Below are 20,445 nucleotides of genomic sequence, written 5' to 3' on the forward strand. Positions count from 1 at the left end.
ACCCACCGGCCTGCACCCGCCCGACAGCCGCCAGACGGAACCAGCGAAGGCGGCGCTACGCCGTCAGCTCCTGCTGAAGCGCCTCGCGCAACCGCGCCGCCCGCTCGGAAACCTCAGCGGGGCCAAGGTCGACAGCCCTGGAAGCCCACCGCTGCCCCTCGACCAGCTGCCCTCGGCGAGCGTAAAGCAACGCCAACCGCAGCGCCGCACGCCCATGCCCCGCATCAGCCGCACGGGTCCACCACAGCGCCGCCTCGGGCTCGCTCCCCTCACGGGCCAGCAGCAGCCCCAAGTTGAACGCCCCGTTCCGACTCCCCGCCTCCGCCGCGAGGCGGTACCAACGCGCCGCCTCCACGACATCCCCGCGCCCGGCCGCCAGCATCCCGACCCGCACCTGAGCCCGCCGATGCCCCTGCGAGGCGGCCCGCTCGTACCACTCCTCACACTCGGTCTTCTCCGCAGCCGGCTCACCCAGCGCCGGGGGCCCCGCAGCGGCCCGCCGCGCGTCCAGCACGGTGCCGAGCCGGTACGCCGCCTCCGCACTGCCACCACCCGCCGCACAGCGCAGATGCCGCTCGGCGTCCTGCTCGTCGCCCTCGCGCAGCCGCGCCGTACCGACCTGGAGCGCCGCCTCCGTGTGCCCGGCCGCCGCCGCCCGCTCGTACCAGGGCAGCGCCGCGTCCTCGTCGTCACGGGACGCGTACAGGATCCCGAGGTTGAAGGCCGCGTCGACGCTGCCCGCCTCGGCCGCCTTGGAGAACCACGGCTCGGCGCCCGCCGCGTCACCGCCCTGAAGCAGCAGCACGGCCAGCGCGTTGGCCGCCTCGCGGTGACCGGCGTACGCGGCACGGCGGTACCACTGGTCGGCCTGGGCCGTCCGCCCCTGCTCGGCGCAGAGCAGGCCGAGGTTGTACGCCCCGTTCACATCGCCCGCGTCCATGGCGGCCCGGTACCACCGCTCGGCGGTCTGCGTCTCGCCCCGCTCGGCATGCAGCGCGCCGAGCGCGTTCGCGGCGTTGCCGTCGCCGTCCTGGGCTGCTTTCAGCCACCAGACGGCCGCGCTCTCCTCGTCGCCCGCGTCCCGCAGCAGGAAGCCGAGGGCGCAGGCGGCGCGGGCCTCGCCGTCCTTCGCGGAGTTCAGGTACCAGCGGCCGGCCTCCTTCAGGTCGCCGCGCTGCTCCAGGATCGCGCCGAGGTGCAGCGCGGCACGCCGGTGGCCGCGCGCCGCCGCCTGGCGGTACCACTGCTCGGCCTCGTCGGCCGCCTTGCGCACCCCGTCGTCGTCCGCGCGGTCGGCGCGCTCGGCCGCCGCACGCCGGTCGAGGGCGCGCGCGATGCGGTACGCCGCCTCGCGGTGCCCGCGCTCGGCCGAGGCCCGCATCCAGCGCTCGGCACCGACGTCGCCCCGGTGCTCCAGGAGATCGGCGAGGGCGTACGCACCGAGGGCGTGGCCCTGCTCGGCGGACTGCCGCAGCCAGTACTCGGCCGCCGGCTCGTCACCGCGCTCGCGGTGGTGGCGCCCGAGCGCGTGCGCGGCCGCGGCGGAACCGGCGACGGCGGCAACGCGCCACCAGCCGGCCGCCTCATCGGCGTACCCCCGCTGGTGGAGCAGGACACCGAGGTTGTTGGCCGCGGCGCGGTCGCCCTCCGCGGTCGCCGCGCGCAGCAGGGATTCGGCCCCGTCGAGATCGCCGCGGCGCAGCAGCAGGCTCCCGAGAACACTCATCGCGTCGACGTCTCCGGCCTCGGCGGCCAGCCGATGACGCATTTCTTCGGCGGCCGCCCCGGGATCCTCCCGGTCGGCCGGCTGCACAAACCGCCCTGTCTCCAACAGAGTTGCCTTGTCCCCCATAACGTCCATCGTCGCACCACCTGCAACCTGGGTACACCTGGTATACCGCAGCCAGTGAGGTCACTTCAGCGTTTTGTCGACATGCCCACAGAGAGATAAGTGAAACACAGATTCCCCAACTCCCCCCGGCCGGAGCACGCTTCGCACAGAACAGCGCACGCCGCCACGGACCCCACGCACACACGACGAAGGCCCGGATCCGATAAGGATCCGGGCCTTCGCCTTCTAGTAGCGGGGACAGGATTTGAACCTGCGACCTCTGGGTTATGAGCCCAGCGAGCTACCGAGCTGCTCCACCCCGCGCCGTTGTGCTGCAACCGTACCACGGCGCGGGATGGGTGCTGCGCGGCTGGTCAGCCGCCGTTCTTGTCCCCGTTCTTGTCGGGGTTCTTGTCTGCGCTCTCCCCGTTCTTGTCGGCGCCCTCGGCGTTCTTGTCGCCCTTCTTGTCGGCCTCCGCCTGGGCGTCCTCGGCTCGCTGCAGGGCGTCCTCGAGCTTCTCCTGCGCTTCGCCGTAGGCCTTCCAGTCGCCGTCCTTCATGGCCTGCTGGCCGTCCTCGAACGCCGTCTGCGCGTCGTCGAGGGCTGCCTGGACCGTGGGATCGCCGGTCTTCGGCGGCTGGTCGGGCTTCTCCTCGTCGCCTTCGTCCGGTGGCGGCTTGGTGCCACCGTCGACTCCGAAGACCTGGTTGAGCGCCTCGCTCAAGGAGTCGGCGAAGACGGTCTCCGTGCCGTACGACACGGCCACCTTCTTGAGGAGCGGATAGGCCGACTTGCGTCCCTGGACGTAGACGGGTTCGACGTACAAGAAACCGTCGTCCAGTGGCACGGTCAGCAGATTGCCGTAGAGGACGTCGGAGTCGGCGCCCTTCATGTCCCGGACGAAGTTGCCGACCTCCGTCATCGAGTTCAGCTTGTTCTGGACCTGTTCGGGTCCGTCGACGTCGCCGGTGACTCTCAGGAGCTGCATCGAGCCGTAGTTCTTGCTCGTCGCGTCGGCGTCGACCGTCATGAACGCCCGTAGGTTGGGGCGTCCGCTCGGTGTGAACGTCGTCGTCAGCGAGAACTGCTTCTCGGCCGCACCCGGTGTCTTCATGGACAGGTAGTACGGCGGGACCGCGCTGTTGTCCTTCTTCGTCGGGTCGTTCGGCACCTGCCAGGCGTCGGACGCGTTGTAGAACTGACCGGCGTCCGTGACGTGGTAGAGCGTCAGGAGCTCGCGCTGGACCTTGAACATGTCCTGCGGGTAGCGCAGGTGGTCCATCAGCGCCTGGGGGATCTCGCTCTTGTCCTTGACCGTGCCCGGGAAGGCGTTCTTCCAGGTCTTCAGGACCGGGTCCTTCTCGTCCCAGGTGTAGAGCTTGACCTCACCGGTGTACGCGTCGACCGTCGCCTTCACCGAGTTGCGGATGTAGTTGACCTGGTTCTGCTGGGCCACCACCGCACGCTGGTTGTCGGCCTCGGAGAGCGAGTCGGCCGTCGTGTCGCCGAGCGTGGTGCGCGAGGCGTACGGATAGCCGTTGGTGGTCGTGTAGGCGTCGACGACCCACTGGATCTTGCCGTTGACCACCGTCGGGTAGGCGTCGCCGTCGATCGTCAGCCAGGGGGCCACCGATTCGACGCGCTCCTTGGGCGTGCGGTTGTAGAGGATCCGCGAGCCCTCGCCGATCGCTCCGGAGTAGAGCATCTGCGGCTCGCCGAACGACACGGCGTACGCGGCGCGGTTGAACGGGTTGGAGAGATTGACCCCGCTGTCGCCCTTGTAGCTGTAGGTCTTCTGGCCGCCGCCGTCCTCTTCGTAGTCGAGCTCCTTCTGGGGCCCGCCCACGATCGAGTACTGGGTCGTCTTCTCGCCGTAATAGATCCGCTGCTCGTACTCACCGAGGCTGCCGGTGGTCGGGAGGCCGGACGAGGTGAAGTCCGGGGCGCCCTTGGAGCCCTTCTTCGTCTCCGTGCCCTTGGCCGTGATCGCTCCGTAGCCATGGGTGTAGGCGAAGTGGTCGTTGATCCAGTTGCGCTTGTCCAGCCGGTCGAGGCTGAGCTCACGCAGACCGACGATGGTGTCCTGGCCGTTGTAGCGGTCCACGTCCAGGGTCTTGGGGAAGCGGTAGTACTCGCGCTCCTGCTCCAGCTGCTGGAACGTCGGCGAGACGATGTTCGGGTCGTTCAGCCGGTAGTTCGCCGCCGAGTCCGCGTCCGCGCGCTTGCCCTTCGGGTCCTCGTCGGCCTTGCCCGCGCCCTTGTAGTCCTCGGGCTTCACACCGCTGATGCCGTACGCGTCGCGCGTCGCCTTGATGTTCTTCTCGATGTACGGCGCTTCCTTGGCCTGCTCGTTCGGCTGGACCTGGAACTTCTGGACGATGGCCGGGTAGAGCCCGCCGATCAGGATGGCGGAGAGCACCATCAGGCCGAAGCCGATGACCGGCAGCTGCCAGGTGCGGCGCCACAGCGTCGCGAAGAACAGCAGCGCGCAGATGACGGCGATGCAGAACAGGATCGTCTTCGCCGGCAGGTACGCGTTCGCGTCCACATAGCGCAGACCCGTCCAGTTGCCCGTCGCCTTGAAGTCGCTGGACTTCACCGCGAGTCCGTACCGGTCGAGCCAGTACGCCACCGCCTTCAGCGTCACGAAGATGCCGAGCAGCACCGAGAGGTGCCCGGTGGAGGCCGCGGTCGCCCGCGCCCCGGGGCTGGTGATGCGCAGACCGCCGTACAGATAGTGCGTGAGGGCGGCGGCGATCAGGGAGAGCACGGTGGCCGCGAAGCCGAAGCCGAGCAGGAAGCGGTACCAGGGCAGGTCGAACGCGAAGAACGACACGTCCATGTGGAACTGCGGGTCCTTCTGTCCGAAGGAGACGCCGTTCACCCACATCAGCCACGTGCGCCACTGGCCCGCGGCGGACGCGCCCGCGATCAGGCCGACCAGCGTGGCGATGCCGAGCAGCAGCCACTTCTTGTACGGGGCGATGCTCATGCGGTACCGGTCGAGGCTCTGCTGCTCCATCGACATGGCGCTGAGCGGCGGGCGCAGCCTGTGCGCCAGCCAGATGTTCACGCCGACCGCGGCCGCCATGAGCAGGCCGAAGACGGAGAACAGGCCGATCTTGGTCCACAGGGTCGTCGTGAAGACCGACGAATAATTGACCGAGCGGTACCACAGCCAGTCCGTCCAGAACCCCGCGAACATGACGAACACCATGGCCAGGACGGCCAGGATGCCCAGTGTCATGAGCAGGGTCCGGACACGCCGGGACGGTCGGCCCACTCTGATCCGTGGCCCCGTCGGGCCTCCGCCGCGGTCCGGCATCTGGAAAGCCAAGGTGCGCACCTCGAAGTTCGCTGTTGATTCGGTGTTGATTCGGTGTTGTCCAGCCATGGCTGGCTGTTGGTCCGTCAGGGCCCCGTGATCTCGGACCCACACCTATGCAACTTACTCACGCTTTACTCGGTTCCCGTTTCTCGGGACTAACGAGGCAGGATTGTGACCATGTCCAACACTCCCATGGCAGCGAGCCCCCTCACCCGTGCCGTTCTCGAGATCGACGAGTACGCGTCCGGCCTGGGCTGGGACCGTCCCGCCCGCCTCTTCGCGCTCGTCGACACGGCGCGACTGCGCACCCAAGAACCCGGCCTCGCCGCCCAGCTCGGCCTCGAAGACTCCCCGGAGGACTCCGGTCTGACCCCCATCGAGCAGGAGGAGCTTCCCGAGGGGAAGCCGCTCGACGAGTTCCTCGGCACCATCGCCTGGCCGGACGCGGTGGCGGGCTGCGCCCTCACGGTGGAGCGCCTGATGCTGCCGCCGTCCGCCGAGGCCTCGGTCCCCGAGGGGCTCAGCGAGGGCAAGCTCGCGAAGTGGGTGGCGCAGCACCCGGAGCGCCAGGAGGTCCGGATGACGGTCGCGGTGCTCCGTGACGGTGCGCGCGAGGCGGCGATCCGGCTGCGCGAGAAGGACTCGCCCACGGAGGTCCTCACGGGCTCGGACCTGGTCCCGGGGCTCGCGGACGCGCTGGCGGCGACGTTCGCCGAGTAACGCGGCGGTCATGCGGGTACGCCGCCGGGTGCTCCGGCGGCGTACCCGTCCGTCAGCTCTTGGCGGTGCACTTCGGGAGGTCCGCGGTGTCGCCCTTGCGGATGTCCTTGAGTGCGTCCACCGCGTCGTCGATGGTGTTCACCTTGACCAGGGTGAGCCCGTCCGGGATGTCCTTGGCGGCGGTGGCGCAGTTGTCCTTCGGGGTGAGGAAGTACTCGGCGCCCTTGTCGCGTGCGCCGACGGTCTTCATCCCGATGCCGCCGATCGGGCCGACCTTGCCGTTGTCGTCGATGGTGCCGGTGCCGGCCACGAACTTGCCGCCGGTGAGGTCGTTCGGCGTGAGCTTGTCGACGATGCCGAGCGCGAACATCAGACCGGCGCTGGGGCCGCCGACGTCGGCGAGCTTGATGTCGATGGTGAACGGGAAGGTGTGGTCGGTGCCCGCCTGGATGCCGACGATCGCGCGGCCGTCCTTCGCCTTCTCCGTGGTCATCCTGATGTCGTCCGTCCGCGTCGCCTCCTTGCCGGCCTTCTCGGCGGCGGCGGCCTCCTTGACGGGGACGACGCTGAAGACGACGTCCTGGCCCGGCTTGTGCTTCGTGACCAGCTTGGCGACGTCCGTCATCTCCTTCACGGGCGTGCCGTCGACCTTCTTGATGACGTCACCGGCGTGCAGCTTGCCCTCGGCCGGGCTGTTCTTGAAGACGGTGGAGACGACGACCTGGGACTTCACCGGGATGTCCAGCTCCCGCAGCGCCGCGACCTTGGCGCTCTCCTGGGACTGGCTGAACTCCTCGGCGTTCTCCTGGGTCGACTCCTGCTCGGTCTTGCCGTCCGGGTAGAGGGTGTCGTGCGGTACGACGATGTTGTCGTGGGCCAGCCATCCGTAGACGGCCTCGGCGATGTTCATGTTGTAGTCGGCGCTGGTGACCCGGACCGTCGTCATGTTGAGGTGACCGGTCGTCGGATAGGTCTTGTGGCCGGAGATCTGCAGCACCGGCTCGCCGCCGTGGTCGCCGAGGGTGTTCACCGTGGGGCCCGGGGACATCTCCGAGTACGGCACTTTGATGAGGACTCCCGCGCAGAGCAGCGCGATCAGCATCAGGGTGGAGGCGAGCATCGTCGCGGTGCGGCGTGGCATGGAACGACAGTACGGGACCTGCCTGTCAGTGCACCCCTGGGGCCGGTCCGTACGGGCGCCGGGGCCCGTACACCCACCGATCACGTCCCGGAGTGGGACTTCTCCATCGCCTCGCGGAAGGCCGCGTAGCCGTTCAGCTCGGTCACGTCACCGGTCTTGCCCGACTTGCGGTTACGGGTGGCCCAGCCGCCCCACAGTCCCGCACCGACAGCCGCCGCAAGCGGAATCAGCAACCAGGCAAGTGATGCCATGTCGACCTCCCGACCCCATGAGCGACCGCAACTGACTGATCAGCAGATTAACCATCCGCACAGTCAACGCTCACGCCAGGGGTCGGGTTACGCAACCGGAGGCGCCGGGCCAAGCGCCGCGGACCCGGGGCACTCAGCAGGCCCCGGCCCACTCCTCCTGGCCGACCCAATTCCTGATGGCCGCTCTCGCACTGCTCGGCCCTGGCGGGCCTCCCAGGCTTCGACCGACCGCGTCGGACTCCGTCCGCCGACCGTGTCCGGCCCCGCGACCGCGCCCGCTTCAGCAGGCCCCGACCCACTCCTCCTGGCCGTCGGAGAACTTCTGGTGCTTCCAGATGGGGACCTCGTGCTTGAGGTCGTCGATCAGCTTGCGGCAGGCGGCGAAGGCCTCCTGGCGGTGCGGGCAGGAGACGGCCACGACGACCGCCAGGTCACCCACGGCCAGATCGCCGACGCGGTGGACGGCGGCAAGCGCGCGTACCGGGAATTCGGCGACGACCTTCTCGGCCACCCGGCGCATCTCGGCCTCGGCGGTGGGGTGGGTCGAGTAGCCCAGCTCGTCGACGTCGGCACCGCCGTCGTGATTGCGCACGGTCCCCACGAAGAGCGCCGTCCCGCCGGCGGCGTCGTCACCGACCGCCCGGAAGACCTCGTCCAGGGAGAGCGGGCTGTCACGGATCTCCAGCAGCCGAATCGGATCCTGCGCGGCCTGCTCGCCGGGGTGCTCATGCGTGGTACGTGCCATACACCCATCGTGCCGCACACCACTGACATCCAGGAATAGGACTTCCCTACAGCGGGCCCTGGACCAGCCGGACGTTCCACACGAGGGGCCCTGGTCATGGGCGGGAGTTCGGCACAGATCCCCCCCCAGTCCGGCAGCCCGTCCTCATTGCGGGCAGGCGTCCCGCACGACGCACCCCACCTTGACCGTCCCCGTTGTGGGCAGACGCCCAGCACGGCACACCCACCCTGACCGTCCCCGTTGCGGACAGACACCCCGCACGGCACACCCCACCCTGACCGTCACCGTTGCGGGCAGGCGTCCCGCACGGCACACCCCACCCTGACCGTCACCGTTGCGGACAGACACCCCGCACGGCACACCCCACCCTGACCGTCCCCGTTGCGGACAGACACCCCGCACGGCACACCCCACCCTGACCGTCACCGTTGCGGACAGGCGTCCCGCACGGCACACCCCACCCTGACCGTCCCCGTTGCGGACAGACACCCCGCACGGCACACCCCACCCTGACCATCCCCGTTGCGGACAGACACCCCGCACGGCACACCCCACCCTGACCGCCCCCGTTGCGGACAGACACCCCGCACGACGCACCCCACCCTGACCGCCCCCGTTGTGGGCAGGCGTTCCGCACGGCGGAACGGGTGGGCACAACGCCGAAGGCGCCGGGCACCGACGCAGTGGGGCGCCCACCCGTAAGGCATCGCCGGGGGAATCGCCGGGAGGAATCAGATCCGGCGGCGGGCCTTCCGCGCCCGGCGGACGACCGCGGCCGCGCCCAGCAGCGCGACCGTCGCACCCGCAGCCCCCGCAGCAGTCGCGTCCTTACGACCCAGCCGCCGCCCGGCAACCGTCCGCCGCCCCGAAACCTCCTCCAGCAGCTCCGCGAGAACCTCCTCGTTGGTCCACTGCGGCCGCCACCCGGCGTCATGCAGCCGAGAGACACTCACCACCCACGGATACATCGTGTACGCCAGGTCACCCGCCGGAGACGGAGTGAGACCGATCCGGTGCAGCCGCGCCGCCGCCCCGAGAGCGACCGTCGAAGGCAGCTCCATACGACGGATCTCGCTGAGCTCCTCGACTTCCTCCTGCTCAAGCCACCCGTCGCAGCCGACGGCAAGCTCCCCGTCGACCTTCTCCAGTACGGCGTACTCCAGAGCACTGCACAGATCCTCGACGTGGCAGAACTGCCAGGCCGGCCGCGACCCCGCCACCACAAGCAGCCGCGGCGACTCGAAGTACCGGGTGAGCGCGGTGTCCGTGCCGCCCACAAGAATCGCGGGCCGCACGACGGTGACGTTCAGACCGGGATGCGCCCGCGGCGCACGCCGGGCGAGCCGCTCGACCTCCAGCAGGTCACCGACCCCGGTCGCCTCCGCCGTCGCCCGCAACTCGGCGTCTTCGGAGAGAGGCAGTTCATTGTCGGCCAGCGCTCCGTAGACCATCGCCGACGTACACAGCACGACCCGGTGGACGCCCGCCGCCGCGGCCGCCGTCAGCACGGTCTGCGTACCCCGCACGTTGTACGCCGTGCGGGCCGCCGCATCCGTCTCCAGGTCGAGGTCGAGCGCGAGGTGCACCACGACGTCCGCGCCCCGCAGCTTCTCGGCGATCGCGGGATCCCGGACGTCCAGGATGTGCCACTGGGCCTGCGCGCACTCGCCCCGCCGCTCGTCGATGGCGATGACCTGCTTGATCTCTTCCGATGCCGCGAGGCGCTCGGTCAGCAGCGCGCCCACGCCGGACGCGGCCCCCGTGACGGCGACCACGGGCCCGCGGACTGGGGCCGGAGTTGAAAGGTTTCGCGCTGCGCGAACCTGAGGATCTGGGGAACTCACCGGGCGTCTCCAGCGGTTGTCTTCAGTAGATACGCGAATGACGCGTACGTACCAGGTGGCATCCATCCTGCCGCAGGCCATGAGAAGGCGAAGCACTGAGGCCCGAACCGGTCACGGTGTCTACGCTGGGTGGTGTTGTAGGGCAGCCGCCGCCGGAACCGTACCGGCGGCCTGACGAGCCGAGGAATCCCGTGAGTGACACCCCATTCGGATTCGGCCTTCCGCCGGAGGAGCCGGAGAACGGCGACGAGGGCAAGAAGAAGGAGTCCCCCGGACAGGGGCAGAGCGGGGGACAGGGTGCCGGTGGCCCTGCCAACCCGTTCGGTTTCGGGTTCCCCGGAGCCGGCGGCCCCGGCGGCGGTGACAATCCGTTCGCCGCGATGTTCGGTTCGATGAATCCGAACGACCTGGGGGCTGCGTTCCAGCAGCTCGGCCAGATGCTCTCGTACGAGGGCGGCCCGGTGAACTGGGACATGGCCAAGGACATCGCCCGCCAGACCGTCTCGCAGGGCACGTCCGACGGCGTCAAGGACGCCAGCGTCGGCCCCGCCGAGCGCTCCGCCGTCGAGGAGGCCGTCCGCCTGGCCGACCTGTGGCTGGACGACGCGACGTCGCTGCCGTCCGGCTCGGGCACGGCCGTGGCCTGGAGCCGCGCCGAGTGGGTCGAGGCGACCCTCCCGGTGTGGAAGGAGCTGGTCGACCCGGTCGCCGAGCGCGTGGGCCTGGCCATGGGCGACGTACTGCCCGAGGAAATGCAGGCCATGGCGGGCCCGCTGATCGGCATGATGCGCTCCATGGGCGGCGCCATGTTCGGCCAGCAGATCGGCCAGGCCGTGGGCGTGCTCGCGGGCGAGGTCGTCGGCTCCACCGACATCGGCCTGCCGCTCGGCCCGGCCGGCAAGGCGGCCCTGCTTCCGGTGAACATCGAGTCGTTCGGCAAGGACCTGGGCGTCGACAAGGACGAGGTGCGGCTCTACCTGGCGCTGCGCGAGGCCGCCCACCAGCGCCTCTTCGCCCACGTGCCGTGGCTGCGCTCGCATCTGTTCGGCGCGGTCGAGGGGTACGCGCGCGGGATCAAGGTCGACACGGCCAAGCTGGAGGACGTCGTCGGCCAGCTCGACCCGCAGAACCCGGAGCAGCTGCAGGAGGCGCTTCAGCAGGGCATGTTCCAGCCGGAGGACACTCCCGCGCAGAAGGCGGCCCTGGCCCGCCTGGAGACCGCTCTCGCGCTCGTCGAGGGCTGGGTGGACGCGGTGGTGCACGCGGCGGCCAAGCCCCGTCTGTCGTCCGCCGACGCCCTCCGGGAGACGCTGCGCCGCCGCCGCGCGACGGGCGGCCCCGCCGAGCAGACCTTCGCCACGCTCATCGGCCTGGAGCTGCGCCCGCGCCGACTGCGGGACGCCTCGCGCCTGTGGGCCTCGCTCACGGACGCGCGCGGTGTGGACGGCCGTGACGGCCTGTGGGCGCACCCGGACATGCTGCCGACGGCCTCCGACCTGGACGACCCGGACGGCTTCGTGCACCACGAGCAGCTGGACTTCTCCGAGCTCGACAAGATGCTGGGCGATGCGGCCAAGGGCGGCGACGAGGACACCGAGGACGGTAAGTGAGCCTGCACGACGACGCCGTACTCGTCCTGAAGGAGTACGGCGCTCAGGCCGAGCTGCGCCAGGCCTATCTGGACCATCTGTCCGAGCACGGCGATGCGGGCATGTGGAAGCCCTGCACCGCCGGACATGTGACGGCAAGCGCGCTGGTCATCGACCCCTCACGCGGGCGCGTACTGCTGACGCTGCACAAGAAGCTGCGGATGTGGCTGCAGATGGGCGGCCACTGCGAGCCGGGCGACACGACGCTGGCAGCGGCGGCGCTGCGTGAGGCCACCGAGGAGTCCGGCGTACCGGGCCTGACGCTTCTCCCGGGCGGCCCGGTCCGCCTGGACCGGCACCCGATCCCGGGTCCGTGCACCCAGCACTTGGACGTGCAGTACGCCGCGCTCGCCCCGGCCGACGCGGTCGAGGCGATCAGCGACGAGTCGCTGGACCTGCGCTGGTTCGCGTACGACGAGGTGGCGGGCGTGGCGGACGAGTCGGTGGTGCGGCTCGTGGAGGCCACGAGGACGCGGTTGTAACAGAAGAGGCGCCCCTTCGGGGCGCCTCTTCATCAGCACTTCGCGCCGCTAATTCCAGACGTTGCCCTGGTTCTGCCCCCGGGCGCCCTGCTGCCCCATCCCGTACTGGGCCCTCGCGCCCTGCCCGATGACGGCATTCTGCGGCGGCAGCATCTCGCTCGGCTGGACCAGCGCGTAGCCCTGGCCCATGAAGCTGAGCTCCCAGCCCTCACCCGTGTTGCCGCGGCGCCGCCACACTCCGGAGGAGTGCGTCTGGGCCTGCATCTGCACCCGCAGCCCGTTGGACCAGGCGACGATCGCGTCCGCGTCGGCGTTCACGTACTTGTCGGGCGTGACCTGCATCATCAGCGGCTGGCCAGAGGTCATCAATGCGACCTTGCCGCGTCCGGTGATGTTGAGCTGGTACTTGCCCGAGCCGGAGATGCCGTACTGGCTGTCGACAGCGATGACCTGGTGGGTCAGCGACGAGTCGAGCGCGAGGACATAGCTGCTGTCCACGGTCAGACCGTCCTGGTCCACATCCACTACGTGGATGTACTGGGCGAGGTTGGCGAGATAGACCGTGCCCTGGCCGTGGCAGCGCATCAGGTCGAGACCCTCGCCGGTGCGCGCGCGGGCCCGCTGGTTGCCCTGGCTCTGGTACTCGGCGTCGAACTCGATCAGACCCTGGTAGGCGACCATCGCGCCCTTGCGGGCCAGGATGTCGTCGTGGCCCTCCAGGGCGACCCGCAGGAGCTGCGGGTTCTGGACGGTGTAGCGCTCCTGAGTCTGCTGCTCGGTGTGCGCGAAAAGTGGGCTCTGCATGGTGTGTTGTTCCCCCTCAGCCCCGTGCCCGGAGACGGTCGGTGCTGTCCTCGCTGGGCTGTACGACGACGATGCCCTCTCCGGAGAAGCCCATCTGGTAGGCCTCGCCGCTGCCGCGCCCGATGAGCGAACCGGCCTTGAAGCTGCGCTTGCCCTTCACCTTGAGGTTCGGGGACCAGGCGATCAGCGCGTCCGGGTCGACGTACGTCTCGTCCTCGCCGCGACCGCAGTCGACGACGATCGGGGTGCCGCGGGAGGTCAGCGCGACCCATCCCTGGCCCGAGATCTTGACGTTCCACAGGCCCTGTCCGGCGAACTTGGCCAGGCCCTTGACCCGCTCTACGCCCCACTGCAGGGACGCGTCGAAGGCGAGCAGGTTCGTGCCGTTCACGGAGAGCGCGTCGCCCGCCAGGTTGATGACGACGACATCGGCTCCGTAGTCGGCGAGATAGAGCAGGCCGTCTCCGGAGCACTTCATCAGGGGCGCGCCCTCGCCGGTCATCCACTCGCGCGCGACCTGTCGCACGGCGGGCGGATTCGGCTCGTACTGCACGAACCCTTCGTAGGACACCATCGAGCCCACGCGCGCGAGGAGGTCGTTTCCGGTCTGCATGGCCACCTTGAGCATGTGGTTGCCATGGTTCTCCATGCGGGCGGCGATCGGCGCCGGGGCGAAGCCCGAGAGTTGCTGGTTCATGACGGGCTCCCTCAGACCTCGTACGGCTGGACGATGATGAAGTTGCCGGGCGCACCCCGGAACTGGAGGTTCACGCTCTCCCCCGTGGAGCCGGCGTACGCGTTGCTGCGCAGCCGCACCTGGCTGGAGACGATCGCCTGGGCGGCCGCCGACCAGGCGACCACGGCGTGGCAGTCGGCGAACGTCGTCGGCGTCACGGGCAGGACGACGGGCACGCCGTGCGTCTTGACGATGACCGTGCCGGTGCCCTGGAACTGCATGACGAACAGCGCGCCACCGGGAATCCCGTGGCCCTCGATCCTGCGCACCTCGTGCTGGAGCGTCTCGTCGAAGGCGAGGACGTTCTCCGCGGAGACGCAGATCGCGTCGCCCTGGAGCTCGATGGGGTGCAGGTGGGTCGCTTCCTCCGCGAGGAAGACCTGGCCGCGGCCGGAGCAGCGCATCAGCTGCATCTCCTGGCCGGTGGCGTTGCCCACGACGCGGCCCGCGAAGCCCGCGCCCTTGTAGCTGAACTCGACCTTGCCCTGATAGAGCACCATGCTGCCCTGCCGGGCGAGCACCGCCTGGTCGGCGACGCCGAGGTCGACGCGGATCAGCTTCTCGTTCTGCTGCGTCCAGCGCTGCCCGGTGGGCGCCTCGCGGTACTTCTGGAGGGCGGAGGCCACACCGGCGCCCTGGGGAGCCGCGCCCTGCGGGGCGGCGGGCTGGCCTGGGAACTGGCCCTGCGGCTGCTGGCCGTAGCCCGGCGGCATGGGGGCTGCGGGCTGCTGGCCGTAGCCGGGAGGCGTCGGCGCCTGGGGCTGCTGGCCGTAGCCGGGCGGCAGCGGCGCGGTCTGGCCCGGAGCCTGCTGCTGGCCGGGGACCTGCCCGAACTGGGGCTGCTGCTGCGGCGGCTGCTGGCCCGGCTGGCCGTACGGCGCGGGGGCCGGCGCCGGGGGCGGCGTGGCCCCGCCCGGCGGCTGGTTCATGGGCGCCACGATGGTCTGCGCGGCGTGCACCGACGGGTCGGCGGGAGCGGGCGCCGGGGGCGGCGTCGCGCCCTGCGGCGGCGCGAAGTTCTGCGCGGGAGCCGGGGCCGGGGCCGGGGCCGGGGCGGGAGCCTGCGGGGCCGGGGCGCCCGCGGGGGCGCCGAACGCGGGCGGCGCGGCGGCCTGGGCGGGCGGCGCGAAGGACGGGGCACCGGCCTGCGGCTGCGGCGTGGCGGGCTCCTCCTCGGCGACCTCGCCGCCGAAGTTCTTCAGGAGCGCGTCGAGTCCGCCGTCGAAGCCCTGACCGATCGCGGCGAACCGCCAGACGTCCTTCAGGTAGAAGTCGCCCAGCATCACGGCACGTTCCGTGGAGAACTCGCTGCCGTTGAAGGAGTAGCGGGCCACTTCCTCGCCGCCGGCCACGATCCGGATGTAACCGGGGGCGACCTGCGACATCTGCCCAGCGCCGTCGATCGTCGCGGTGAACGACAACTTCTGGATCTTCGCCGGGATCCGGTCGAGGGTGACCCGGAAGGACTCCGTGTCGCCGGCCTGCGCGCCGAGGAGCTGGATGGACTCCTCGGGCGACTTCGGCTGGTTGAAGAAGATGAAGTAACTGTCGTCCGAGAGGCGCTCGTCCGCGTCCAGGCCGAAGCAACTGATGTCGAAGCTCAGTCCGGGGGCCCCGATCTGCACACCTACGTACAGATCGGTCCCCGCGGTGAGGTCACTGATCTTGGCCTTGTGGCCGCGTTGGAATTCCCTGGCCATACGTAACGACCGTCCCCCATCCCGAATGTAAATGCGTCGCGTCAGGCTAACCGCAAAGCACGACATCGAGCCAAGCCGGTACAGACCCGCTACACAACCCCCGCGTCCTGCGGAAGTTCACTCCTCGCGGGCGGCGGGCAGATGCGGCAACCGGTCGGCCGCTACCACCCCTTCGAGGTACCCGCGGGCCCGTTCCGTACGGGGATAGGCCTCCAGGAGGCGCCAGAAGCGGGGGCCGTGTCCGGGGACGAGAAGGTGCGCGAGCTCGTGGACGAGGACGTAGTCGACGACGTACTCGGGCATGCCCTGCAGCCGGTGCGAAAGACGGATGCTGCCCTCCGACGGGGTGCAGGAGCCCCATCGAGTGTTCTGGTTCGTGACCCAGCGAACGGATGTGGGCCTTGCGCGGCCCTCGAAGTACTGCTCGGAGAGCAGCCCGGCGCGCTCGGCGAGTTCCGTGTCGCCGAGGACCCGCTTGCTCTCCTGCGCCGCGAGCTTGTCGAGCATGACGTTGACCCAGCGCTGTTCCTCCGCCTCGGACATCCGGGCGGGGATGAGCACGACGGTGCGATCGCCCTCTCGGTAGGCCGAGACCGTTCTGCGGCGGCGGGCGCTCCGTCTGACCTCGACCGCACTCGCTCCCGAGCCGGGTGACGGCGGGCTGGTCGTGCTGCGCTGTGGTTTTCCGGCACGGTGCAGTGGGTCGGCGGGCACGCCCCGACGTTACCCGCTGGGCGTGGGGGAAGTCCCGCCTCCGGGACGGTTCGGCGGGGTTCCGCTCCCCGTGCGATCGATTAGTACGACGAATACCTGCCGCCTGTGGACAACTTTCCGCGGCGGTTCGCGGGGGCGGGCATTCTGGCAGTCGACCGGCGATGCGGACGGGGACCGCGTCGGGGGAGGACGGGGTCACGGGGACGACCGGGGCACGGGGACACGAAGACACGAAGACACGGGGGACGAGCATGCATCCGATCTTGAAGCCGGCGCTGCGGCGCGGCTGGCGCGACCTGAACACCGTGCAGTTCGGCGTGGCGCCCGCGCACGCCCTGGTGCTCGGCCCGGTGGACACGGCGACGGGCAGCTTCCTCTCCCTCCTGGACGGGACGCGCGGGCTGCCGCTCCTGCGCGAGGAGGGCCGGCGGATGGGGCTGCCGGACGGTCATGTGGACCGCCTGGTGCGGCGGCTGTCGAGGGCGGGGCTCGTCGACGACGCGCGAGGCGGCGGCCCCGCGGCCGATGCCCTGCGCGAGCGGGCGGGAGCGATGGACCGGCTGCGTCCGGACCTGGCGTCCCTGTCGGTGGTCACCGGTGAACCGGGCGACGGGATGCGGTTGTTGGCGGCGCGCCGCGCCATGCGGGTTCAGGTCAGGGGCGCGGGCCGGGTGGGCGCCGTCATCGCCTCGGTCCTGGCGGGGGCCGGGGTGGGGCAGGTCGACGTGCGGGACGGAGGGCTCGTCGAGCCGTGGGACGTGGCGCCGGGCGGCCTGCCCGCCGACGCGGTGGGCGACCGCAGGGACGCGGCGGCGCGGCGCGCCGTGCGGCGCTCGGCCCCGGACCGGCCGCCCCGGCCGGTCCGGTCCGACGAGGGAGAGGCGGGCTTCTCCCTGGTGGTCGTCGCGCCGCGGGACGGGCTCGACGCGCATGCCCCCGATCCGGCCGCCGCCGAGCCGCTGATCTCCGCGGGGACCCCGCATCTCTATGCGGGGGTGATCGAGGGAACCGGAGTGGTGGGACCGCTCGTCCTGCCCGGTGCGACGGCCTGCGCGGGCTGTCTGGCACTGGAGCGCGCGGACCGGGATCCCACCTGGCCGCGGATGCTCGCACAGTGGCGGTCGGGGCGGGCGCGGCATGTGGCGGCCTGCGATCTCGCCCTGTCGACCACGGTCGCCGGACTGGCCGCGGCGCATGCGCTCGCCTTTCTGGACGGGGCGGATCCGGCCGTCGCGGGGGTCCGCTGGGAGGCGTCCGTGCCCGGTCTCGACTGGCATGCGCAGCCGGTGTCCGCGCACCGCGCGTGCCCTTGCGGGGCAGATGTGGCGGATAAGGGGGAACACCCCGACGGGGTCCGAGAGCCGCACGACACAATGGCCGGGTAAGCGCCTGACACGGCGCGGCTGTCTGGGACTTGGAGGGGCGCATGTCTGATCTTCCCCGGAAGGCGGTCACCCGTACCGCCAAACTGGCCGCGCTGCCGCTCGGCTTCGCAGGGCGCGCGACCTGGGGGCTCGGCAAGCGGATCGGGGGCAAGTCGGCGGAGATCGTCGGCCGCGAGCTGCAACAGCGCACGGCGGAGCAGCTGTTCAAGGTGCTCGGCGAGCTCAAGGGCGGGGCGATGAAGTTCGGCCAGGCGCTCTCGGTCTTCGAGTCGGCGCTGCCCGAGGAGGTCGCGGGGCCCTACCGTGCCGCGCTGACGAAGCTGCAGGAAGCCGCTCCGCCGATGCCGACGAGCACGGTGCACTCGGTGCTCGAGGAGCGGCTCGGCGAGGGCTGGCGCGAGCTGTTCCTGGAGTTCGAGGACAAGCCGGCGGCGGCCGCTTCGATAGGCCAGGTCCACCGGGCGGTGTGGGAGGACGGGCGCGAGGTCGCGGTCAAGGTGCAGTATCCGGGGGCGGGCGAGGCGCTGCTCTCCGACCTGAATCAGCTCAGCCGGTTCGCCCGGCTGCTCGGGCCGCTGATTCCGGGAATGGACATCAAGCCACTCATCGCGGAGCTGCGCGACCGGGTCTCCGAGGAGCTCGACTACGGCCTGGAGGCGCAGGCCCAGCAGGCACACGCCGAGGAGTTCGCGGACGATCCGGATGTGGTGGTCCCCGCCGTGGTGCACCAGTCCGAGCAGGTGCTCGTGACCGAGTGGATCGAGGGCGTACCCCTGTCGGAGGTGATCGCGGACGGCACACAGGAGCAGCGCGACCGGGCAGGACAGCTGCTCGCCCGCTTCCTCTTCTCGGGTCCGGCGCGCACGGGCCTGCTGCACGCCGATCCGCATCCGGGCAACTTCCGGCTGCTGCCCGACGAGAAGGACGGCTGGCGGCTCGGCGTCCTCGACTTCGGCACGGTGGACCGGCTGCCCGGCGGGCTGCCGAGCACGATCGGCGCGTCGCTGCGGATGACGCTCGACGGCGAGGCCGACGCCGTGTACGAGATGTTGTGCGAGGAGGGCTTCGTCAAGGAGTCGGTCGACCTCGAACCGGACGCGGTGCTCGACTATCTGCTGCCGATCATCGAGCCGATGCTGGTGGAGGAGTACACCTTCACGCGCGGCTGGATGCGCAGTCAGGCCGCGCGGATCGCCGATCCCCGTTCCCCCGCCTACCAGTTGGGCAAGCAGCTGAATCTGCCGCCCTCGTATCTGCTGATCCACCGTGTGACGTTGAGCACGATCGGGGTGCTCTGTCAGCTGGGGGCGACGGTGCGGATGCGGGACGAGCTCGAGTCGTGGCTGCCGGGATTCGTCGACGCGCCGGAGAAGTCGGCGGACCTGGAGGAGCCGGAGGAGGATCCGGCCGCCGGGGCCTGAGGCCGGAGCCGCCCGAACGGTGGCTCACCACCAGGCGGAGTCGAGTCGTCCCTCGATGGCTCTGATGTTCTCGCGCGCGCAGTTGTCGCAGAAGTAGTGGCGGGTGCCGTTCTCCACCGAGCAGGTCCAGGTGGGCGGCGCGCCTTCGGCGACCGTTCCGCAGCGGGAGCACACGAGATTCTCGGCGCCCGCGGGTTGAGAGGGCTGCTGGTCCACCTGGCGACCATATCGCCGCTCACGGAGGTTCGCCCGGCACAACGCACTGCGGGGGCCGGTCCGTTCGGACCGGCCCCCGCGGGCGATGGTGCGGTGTTCAGCCGATGCTTCGGCCGCTCCCGCGTGTCACTGCATGACGGCGATGGCCAGCGCGCGCCGGGCACGCAGCGACGCGCGCTCCGCGCGGCGCTGCATCCGGCGGGCCGCCATCAGCCGCGCGGCCGGGCGCTGGGCCTCGGCCTCACGCATGCGTTCGTGCATATGCGCACGGGCCAGGGCTTCTGGAATGAGTTGCATCTCGCGGGTCCTGTTCTGGCGCGACTCGTTCGCGCCGGTGGTGGTGAAGTCCGGGGTGACGGAGCCTGCGGGCTCGGTCGTGGTTGCTGCCTTCATCGGGGCCTGCTTCTTGGGGTCGTGCGTCAGGGGGCGGTCAATCGTTCCGGCGGTGCTCATGCCGCGACCGGGTTCTTGCGCGGGCGGCCACGGGGCCGCTTGCGGGCGACGACCACACCCTGGACGAAGAGCTCGCCACCCCAGACGCCCCACGGCTCACGCCGCTCCTTGGCGCCGGCCAGGCAGGCCTCCATCAGCGGGCAGGTACGGCAGAGGGACTTGGCGTACTCGACGTCCGCGGGCGACTCGGCGAAGAAGACCTCCGGGTCGTAGGCGCGGCAGGGGACGGGTACGCCGAGGTTCTCGATGGCGTCGTCGAGCGCGGTGAGCGCGGTGAGGGGAGTCAAGGTGGAGTCCTCCGTGGAAGCGGGCGGGGGGAGAGTCTCTGAAGGCGGTACGGACGGGGCGTGCGCTTCGAGTTGCACGGTGGTGTTTTCCTCGTCTGGTCGTGCCGGCCTGGGTCGGCCGGTTGGCGGCTGGTACCGGGTCTTTCTCTGGCCCCTTCGCCCTGTCACCCCGTTTTCGGGGAAAACAGAAGGGCCGCGGATCCCGGGTGGGGTTCCGCGGCCCTGAAGGCGCCGGTCTGATCGAGGATCAGACTGGATCACTCCAGGGTTCGAGCCCACGGAAGGCCCACATCGTGTGGTGCTGCGTCGTCGTCTGGTGCTGCGGCTTGCGGTTATTGGCGGCGGCTCCGGCACCGGCGCCTGCGGCAAAGGCATAGGCCTGCGCCTGAGCCGTCGCTACTGCTCCCGGTGCCTTGGTCGCTCGCTCGCTGCCTTCAATGACCTCGCTCACGGGAAGAACGTTGAGAGCGGTGCGCGGCAGGGACAGCGGCAGGGCAGCGGACTCCGGACGGACGGCGGCGGCAGAGACGCCACCGGACAGACCGGTGCCCAGGTTCGAGAAGCCGAGCAGGCAGGAAGCGACGACCGAGCGATCGGTCATTTTCGCGGTGCTGATGAAGCTCTTGTTGTTGCTGATCACTGGAATCGCCTCCTCTCGGCGTCTATGGGACCGGCCGAAGCTGGTCCTGCGGGCTATTAAGTACAGCACGGAGCCAGGGCTTCGGAGAAGCCGCTGT

At 70.5% G+C, this 20,445-nt stretch carries 19 protein-coding genes and 1 tRNA gene; 5 read left to right on the forward strand and 15 right to left on the reverse strand.

The window, feature by feature from the left end; genetic code table 11:
• Positions 1–55: 55 nt before the first annotated feature.
• The 3 genes from ACIBKX_RS19675 to ACIBKX_RS19685 all read right to left on the reverse strand — a co-directional run bounded on the left by ACIBKX_RS19675 (position 56) and on the right by ACIBKX_RS19685 (position 5,157).
• Entirely contained in the window at positions 56–1,861 is a 1,806-nt protein-coding gene (locus ACIBKX_RS19675; RefSeq protein ID WP_363271549.1) for a sel1 repeat family protein, read from the reverse strand.
• Positions 1,862–2,081: 220 nt separating this feature from the next.
• Positions 2,082–2,155: transfer RNA gene (locus ACIBKX_RS19680), tRNA-Met, on the reverse strand.
• A 50-nt stretch (positions 2,156–2,205) separates the two neighbouring features.
• On the reverse strand, positions 2,206–5,157 hold the full coding sequence (locus tag ACIBKX_RS19685; RefSeq protein ID WP_363271765.1) for a UPF0182 family protein: 2,952 nt from the start codon (positions 5,155–5,157) through the stop codon (positions 2,206–2,208).
• 180 nt (positions 5,158–5,337) lie between these two features.
• Between ACIBKX_RS19685 and ACIBKX_RS19690 the strand changes: the two genes are divergently transcribed.
• Positions 5,338–5,880 (forward strand): PPA1309 family protein, encoded by a 543-nt coding sequence (locus ACIBKX_RS19690; protein ID WP_363271550.1) that lies wholly within the window; start codon positions 5,338–5,340, stop codon positions 5,878–5,880.
• A 52-nt stretch (positions 5,881–5,932) separates the two neighbouring features.
• Here the strand turns inward: ACIBKX_RS19690 and ACIBKX_RS19695 are convergent, their stop codons facing one another.
• The 4 genes from ACIBKX_RS19695 to ACIBKX_RS19710 form a co-directional block, all read right to left on the reverse strand.
• Positions 5,933–7,021 carry a PDZ domain-containing protein gene (locus ACIBKX_RS19695; RefSeq protein ID WP_363271551.1) on the reverse strand — a complete coding sequence of 363 codons (1,089 nt, stop codon included), beginning with the start codon at positions 7,019–7,021 and terminating at the stop codon, positions 5,933–5,935.
• Between the two features lie 80 nt (positions 7,022–7,101).
• Entirely contained in the window at positions 7,102–7,272 is a 171-nt protein-coding gene (locus tag ACIBKX_RS19700; protein ID WP_363271552.1) for a hypothetical protein, read from the reverse strand.
• A gap of 280 nt (positions 7,273–7,552) precedes the next feature.
• The gene (locus ACIBKX_RS19705) at positions 7,553–8,017 is read right to left on the reverse strand and encodes a molybdenum cofactor biosynthesis protein MoaE (RefSeq protein WP_363271553.1); all 465 of its coding nucleotides are present in this window, start codon (positions 8,015–8,017) and stop codon (positions 7,553–7,555) included.
• Positions 8,018–8,748: 731 nt separating this feature from the next.
• Complete coding sequence (locus ACIBKX_RS19710) at positions 8,749–9,861, reverse strand: SDR family oxidoreductase (protein ID WP_363271554.1); 1,113 nt, start codon at positions 9,859–9,861, stop codon at positions 8,749–8,751.
• A 191-nt stretch (positions 9,862–10,052) separates the two neighbouring features.
• On the opposite strand from ACIBKX_RS19710, the gene ACIBKX_RS19715 reads away from it, so the two are divergent.
• Together ACIBKX_RS19715 and ACIBKX_RS19720 are read left to right on the forward strand one after the other, a co-directional pair.
• Complete coding sequence (locus ACIBKX_RS19715) at positions 10,053–11,471, forward strand: zinc-dependent metalloprotease (RefSeq protein ID WP_363271555.1); 1,419 nt, start codon at positions 10,053–10,055, stop codon at positions 11,469–11,471.
• The gene (locus ACIBKX_RS19720; RefSeq protein ID WP_363271556.1) at positions 11,468–11,992 is read left to right on the forward strand and encodes an NUDIX hydrolase; all 525 of its coding nucleotides are present in this window, start codon (positions 11,468–11,470) and stop codon (positions 11,990–11,992) included. The genes ACIBKX_RS19715 and ACIBKX_RS19720 overlap by 4 nt, the downstream gene beginning before the upstream one ends.
• Positions 11,993–12,040: 48 nt before the next feature.
• Here ACIBKX_RS19720 and ACIBKX_RS19725 read toward each other — a convergent pair whose 3' ends face one another.
• From ACIBKX_RS19725 to ACIBKX_RS19740, 4 genes are all read right to left on the reverse strand, one after another.
• A complete protein-coding gene (locus ACIBKX_RS19725) occupies positions 12,041–12,796 on the reverse strand; it encodes an AIM24 family protein (RefSeq protein WP_363271557.1) in 756 nt (251 codons plus the stop codon).
• Positions 12,797–12,812: 16 nt separating this feature from the next.
• Entirely contained in the window at positions 12,813–13,493 is a 681-nt protein-coding gene (locus ACIBKX_RS19730) for an AIM24 family protein (RefSeq protein ID WP_363271558.1), read from the reverse strand.
• An 11-nt stretch (positions 13,494–13,504) separates the two neighbouring features.
• Positions 13,505–15,232 carry a TerD family protein gene (locus ACIBKX_RS19735; protein WP_363271559.1) on the reverse strand — a complete coding sequence of 576 codons (1,728 nt, stop codon included), beginning with the start codon at positions 15,230–15,232 and terminating at the stop codon, positions 13,505–13,507.
• Between the two features lie 117 nt (positions 15,233–15,349).
• Entirely contained in the window at positions 15,350–15,946 is a 597-nt protein-coding gene (locus tag ACIBKX_RS19740; protein WP_363271560.1) for a M48 family metallopeptidase, read from the reverse strand.
• Between the two features lie 251 nt (positions 15,947–16,197).
• On the opposite strand from ACIBKX_RS19740, the gene ACIBKX_RS19745 reads away from it, so the two are divergent.
• Together ACIBKX_RS19745 and ACIBKX_RS19750 are read left to right on the forward strand one after the other, a co-directional pair.
• Entirely contained in the window at positions 16,198–17,331 is a 1,134-nt protein-coding gene (locus ACIBKX_RS19745) for a ThiF family adenylyltransferase (RefSeq protein ID WP_363271561.1), read from the forward strand.
• 41 nt (positions 17,332–17,372) lie between these two features.
• Positions 17,373–18,752 (forward strand): AarF/ABC1/UbiB kinase family protein, encoded by a 1,380-nt coding sequence (locus ACIBKX_RS19750; protein WP_363271562.1) that lies wholly within the window; start codon positions 17,373–17,375, stop codon positions 18,750–18,752.
• Between the two features lie 24 nt (positions 18,753–18,776).
• Here the strand turns inward: ACIBKX_RS19750 and ACIBKX_RS19755 are convergent, their stop codons facing one another.
• The 4 genes from ACIBKX_RS19755 to ACIBKX_RS19770 all read right to left on the reverse strand — a co-directional run bounded on the left by ACIBKX_RS19755 (position 18,777) and on the right by ACIBKX_RS19770 (position 20,348).
• Positions 18,777–18,968: a hypothetical protein gene (locus ACIBKX_RS19755; protein ID WP_363271563.1), complete on the reverse strand. Its 192-nt coding sequence runs from the start codon at positions 18,966–18,968 to the stop codon at positions 18,777–18,779.
• Between the two features lie 126 nt (positions 18,969–19,094).
• Entirely contained in the window at positions 19,095–19,421 is a 327-nt protein-coding gene (locus ACIBKX_RS19760; RefSeq protein ID WP_363271564.1) for a hypothetical protein, read from the reverse strand.
• The gene (locus tag ACIBKX_RS19765) at positions 19,418–19,786 is read right to left on the reverse strand and encodes a WhiB family transcriptional regulator (protein WP_363271565.1); all 369 of its coding nucleotides are present in this window, start codon (positions 19,784–19,786) and stop codon (positions 19,418–19,420) included. The genes ACIBKX_RS19760 and ACIBKX_RS19765 overlap by 4 nt, the downstream gene beginning before the upstream one ends.
• 169 nt (positions 19,787–19,955) lie before the next feature.
• Positions 19,956–20,348 (reverse strand): hypothetical protein, encoded by a 393-nt coding sequence (locus ACIBKX_RS19770; RefSeq protein WP_363271566.1) that lies wholly within the window; start codon positions 20,346–20,348, stop codon positions 19,956–19,958.
• Between the last annotated feature and the right edge of the window lie 97 nt (positions 20,349–20,445).

Source organism: Streptomyces sp. NPDC050658 (genome assembly GCF_044457025.1).
Lineage (GTDB): Bacteria > Actinomycetota > Actinomycetes > Streptomycetales > Streptomycetaceae > Streptomyces.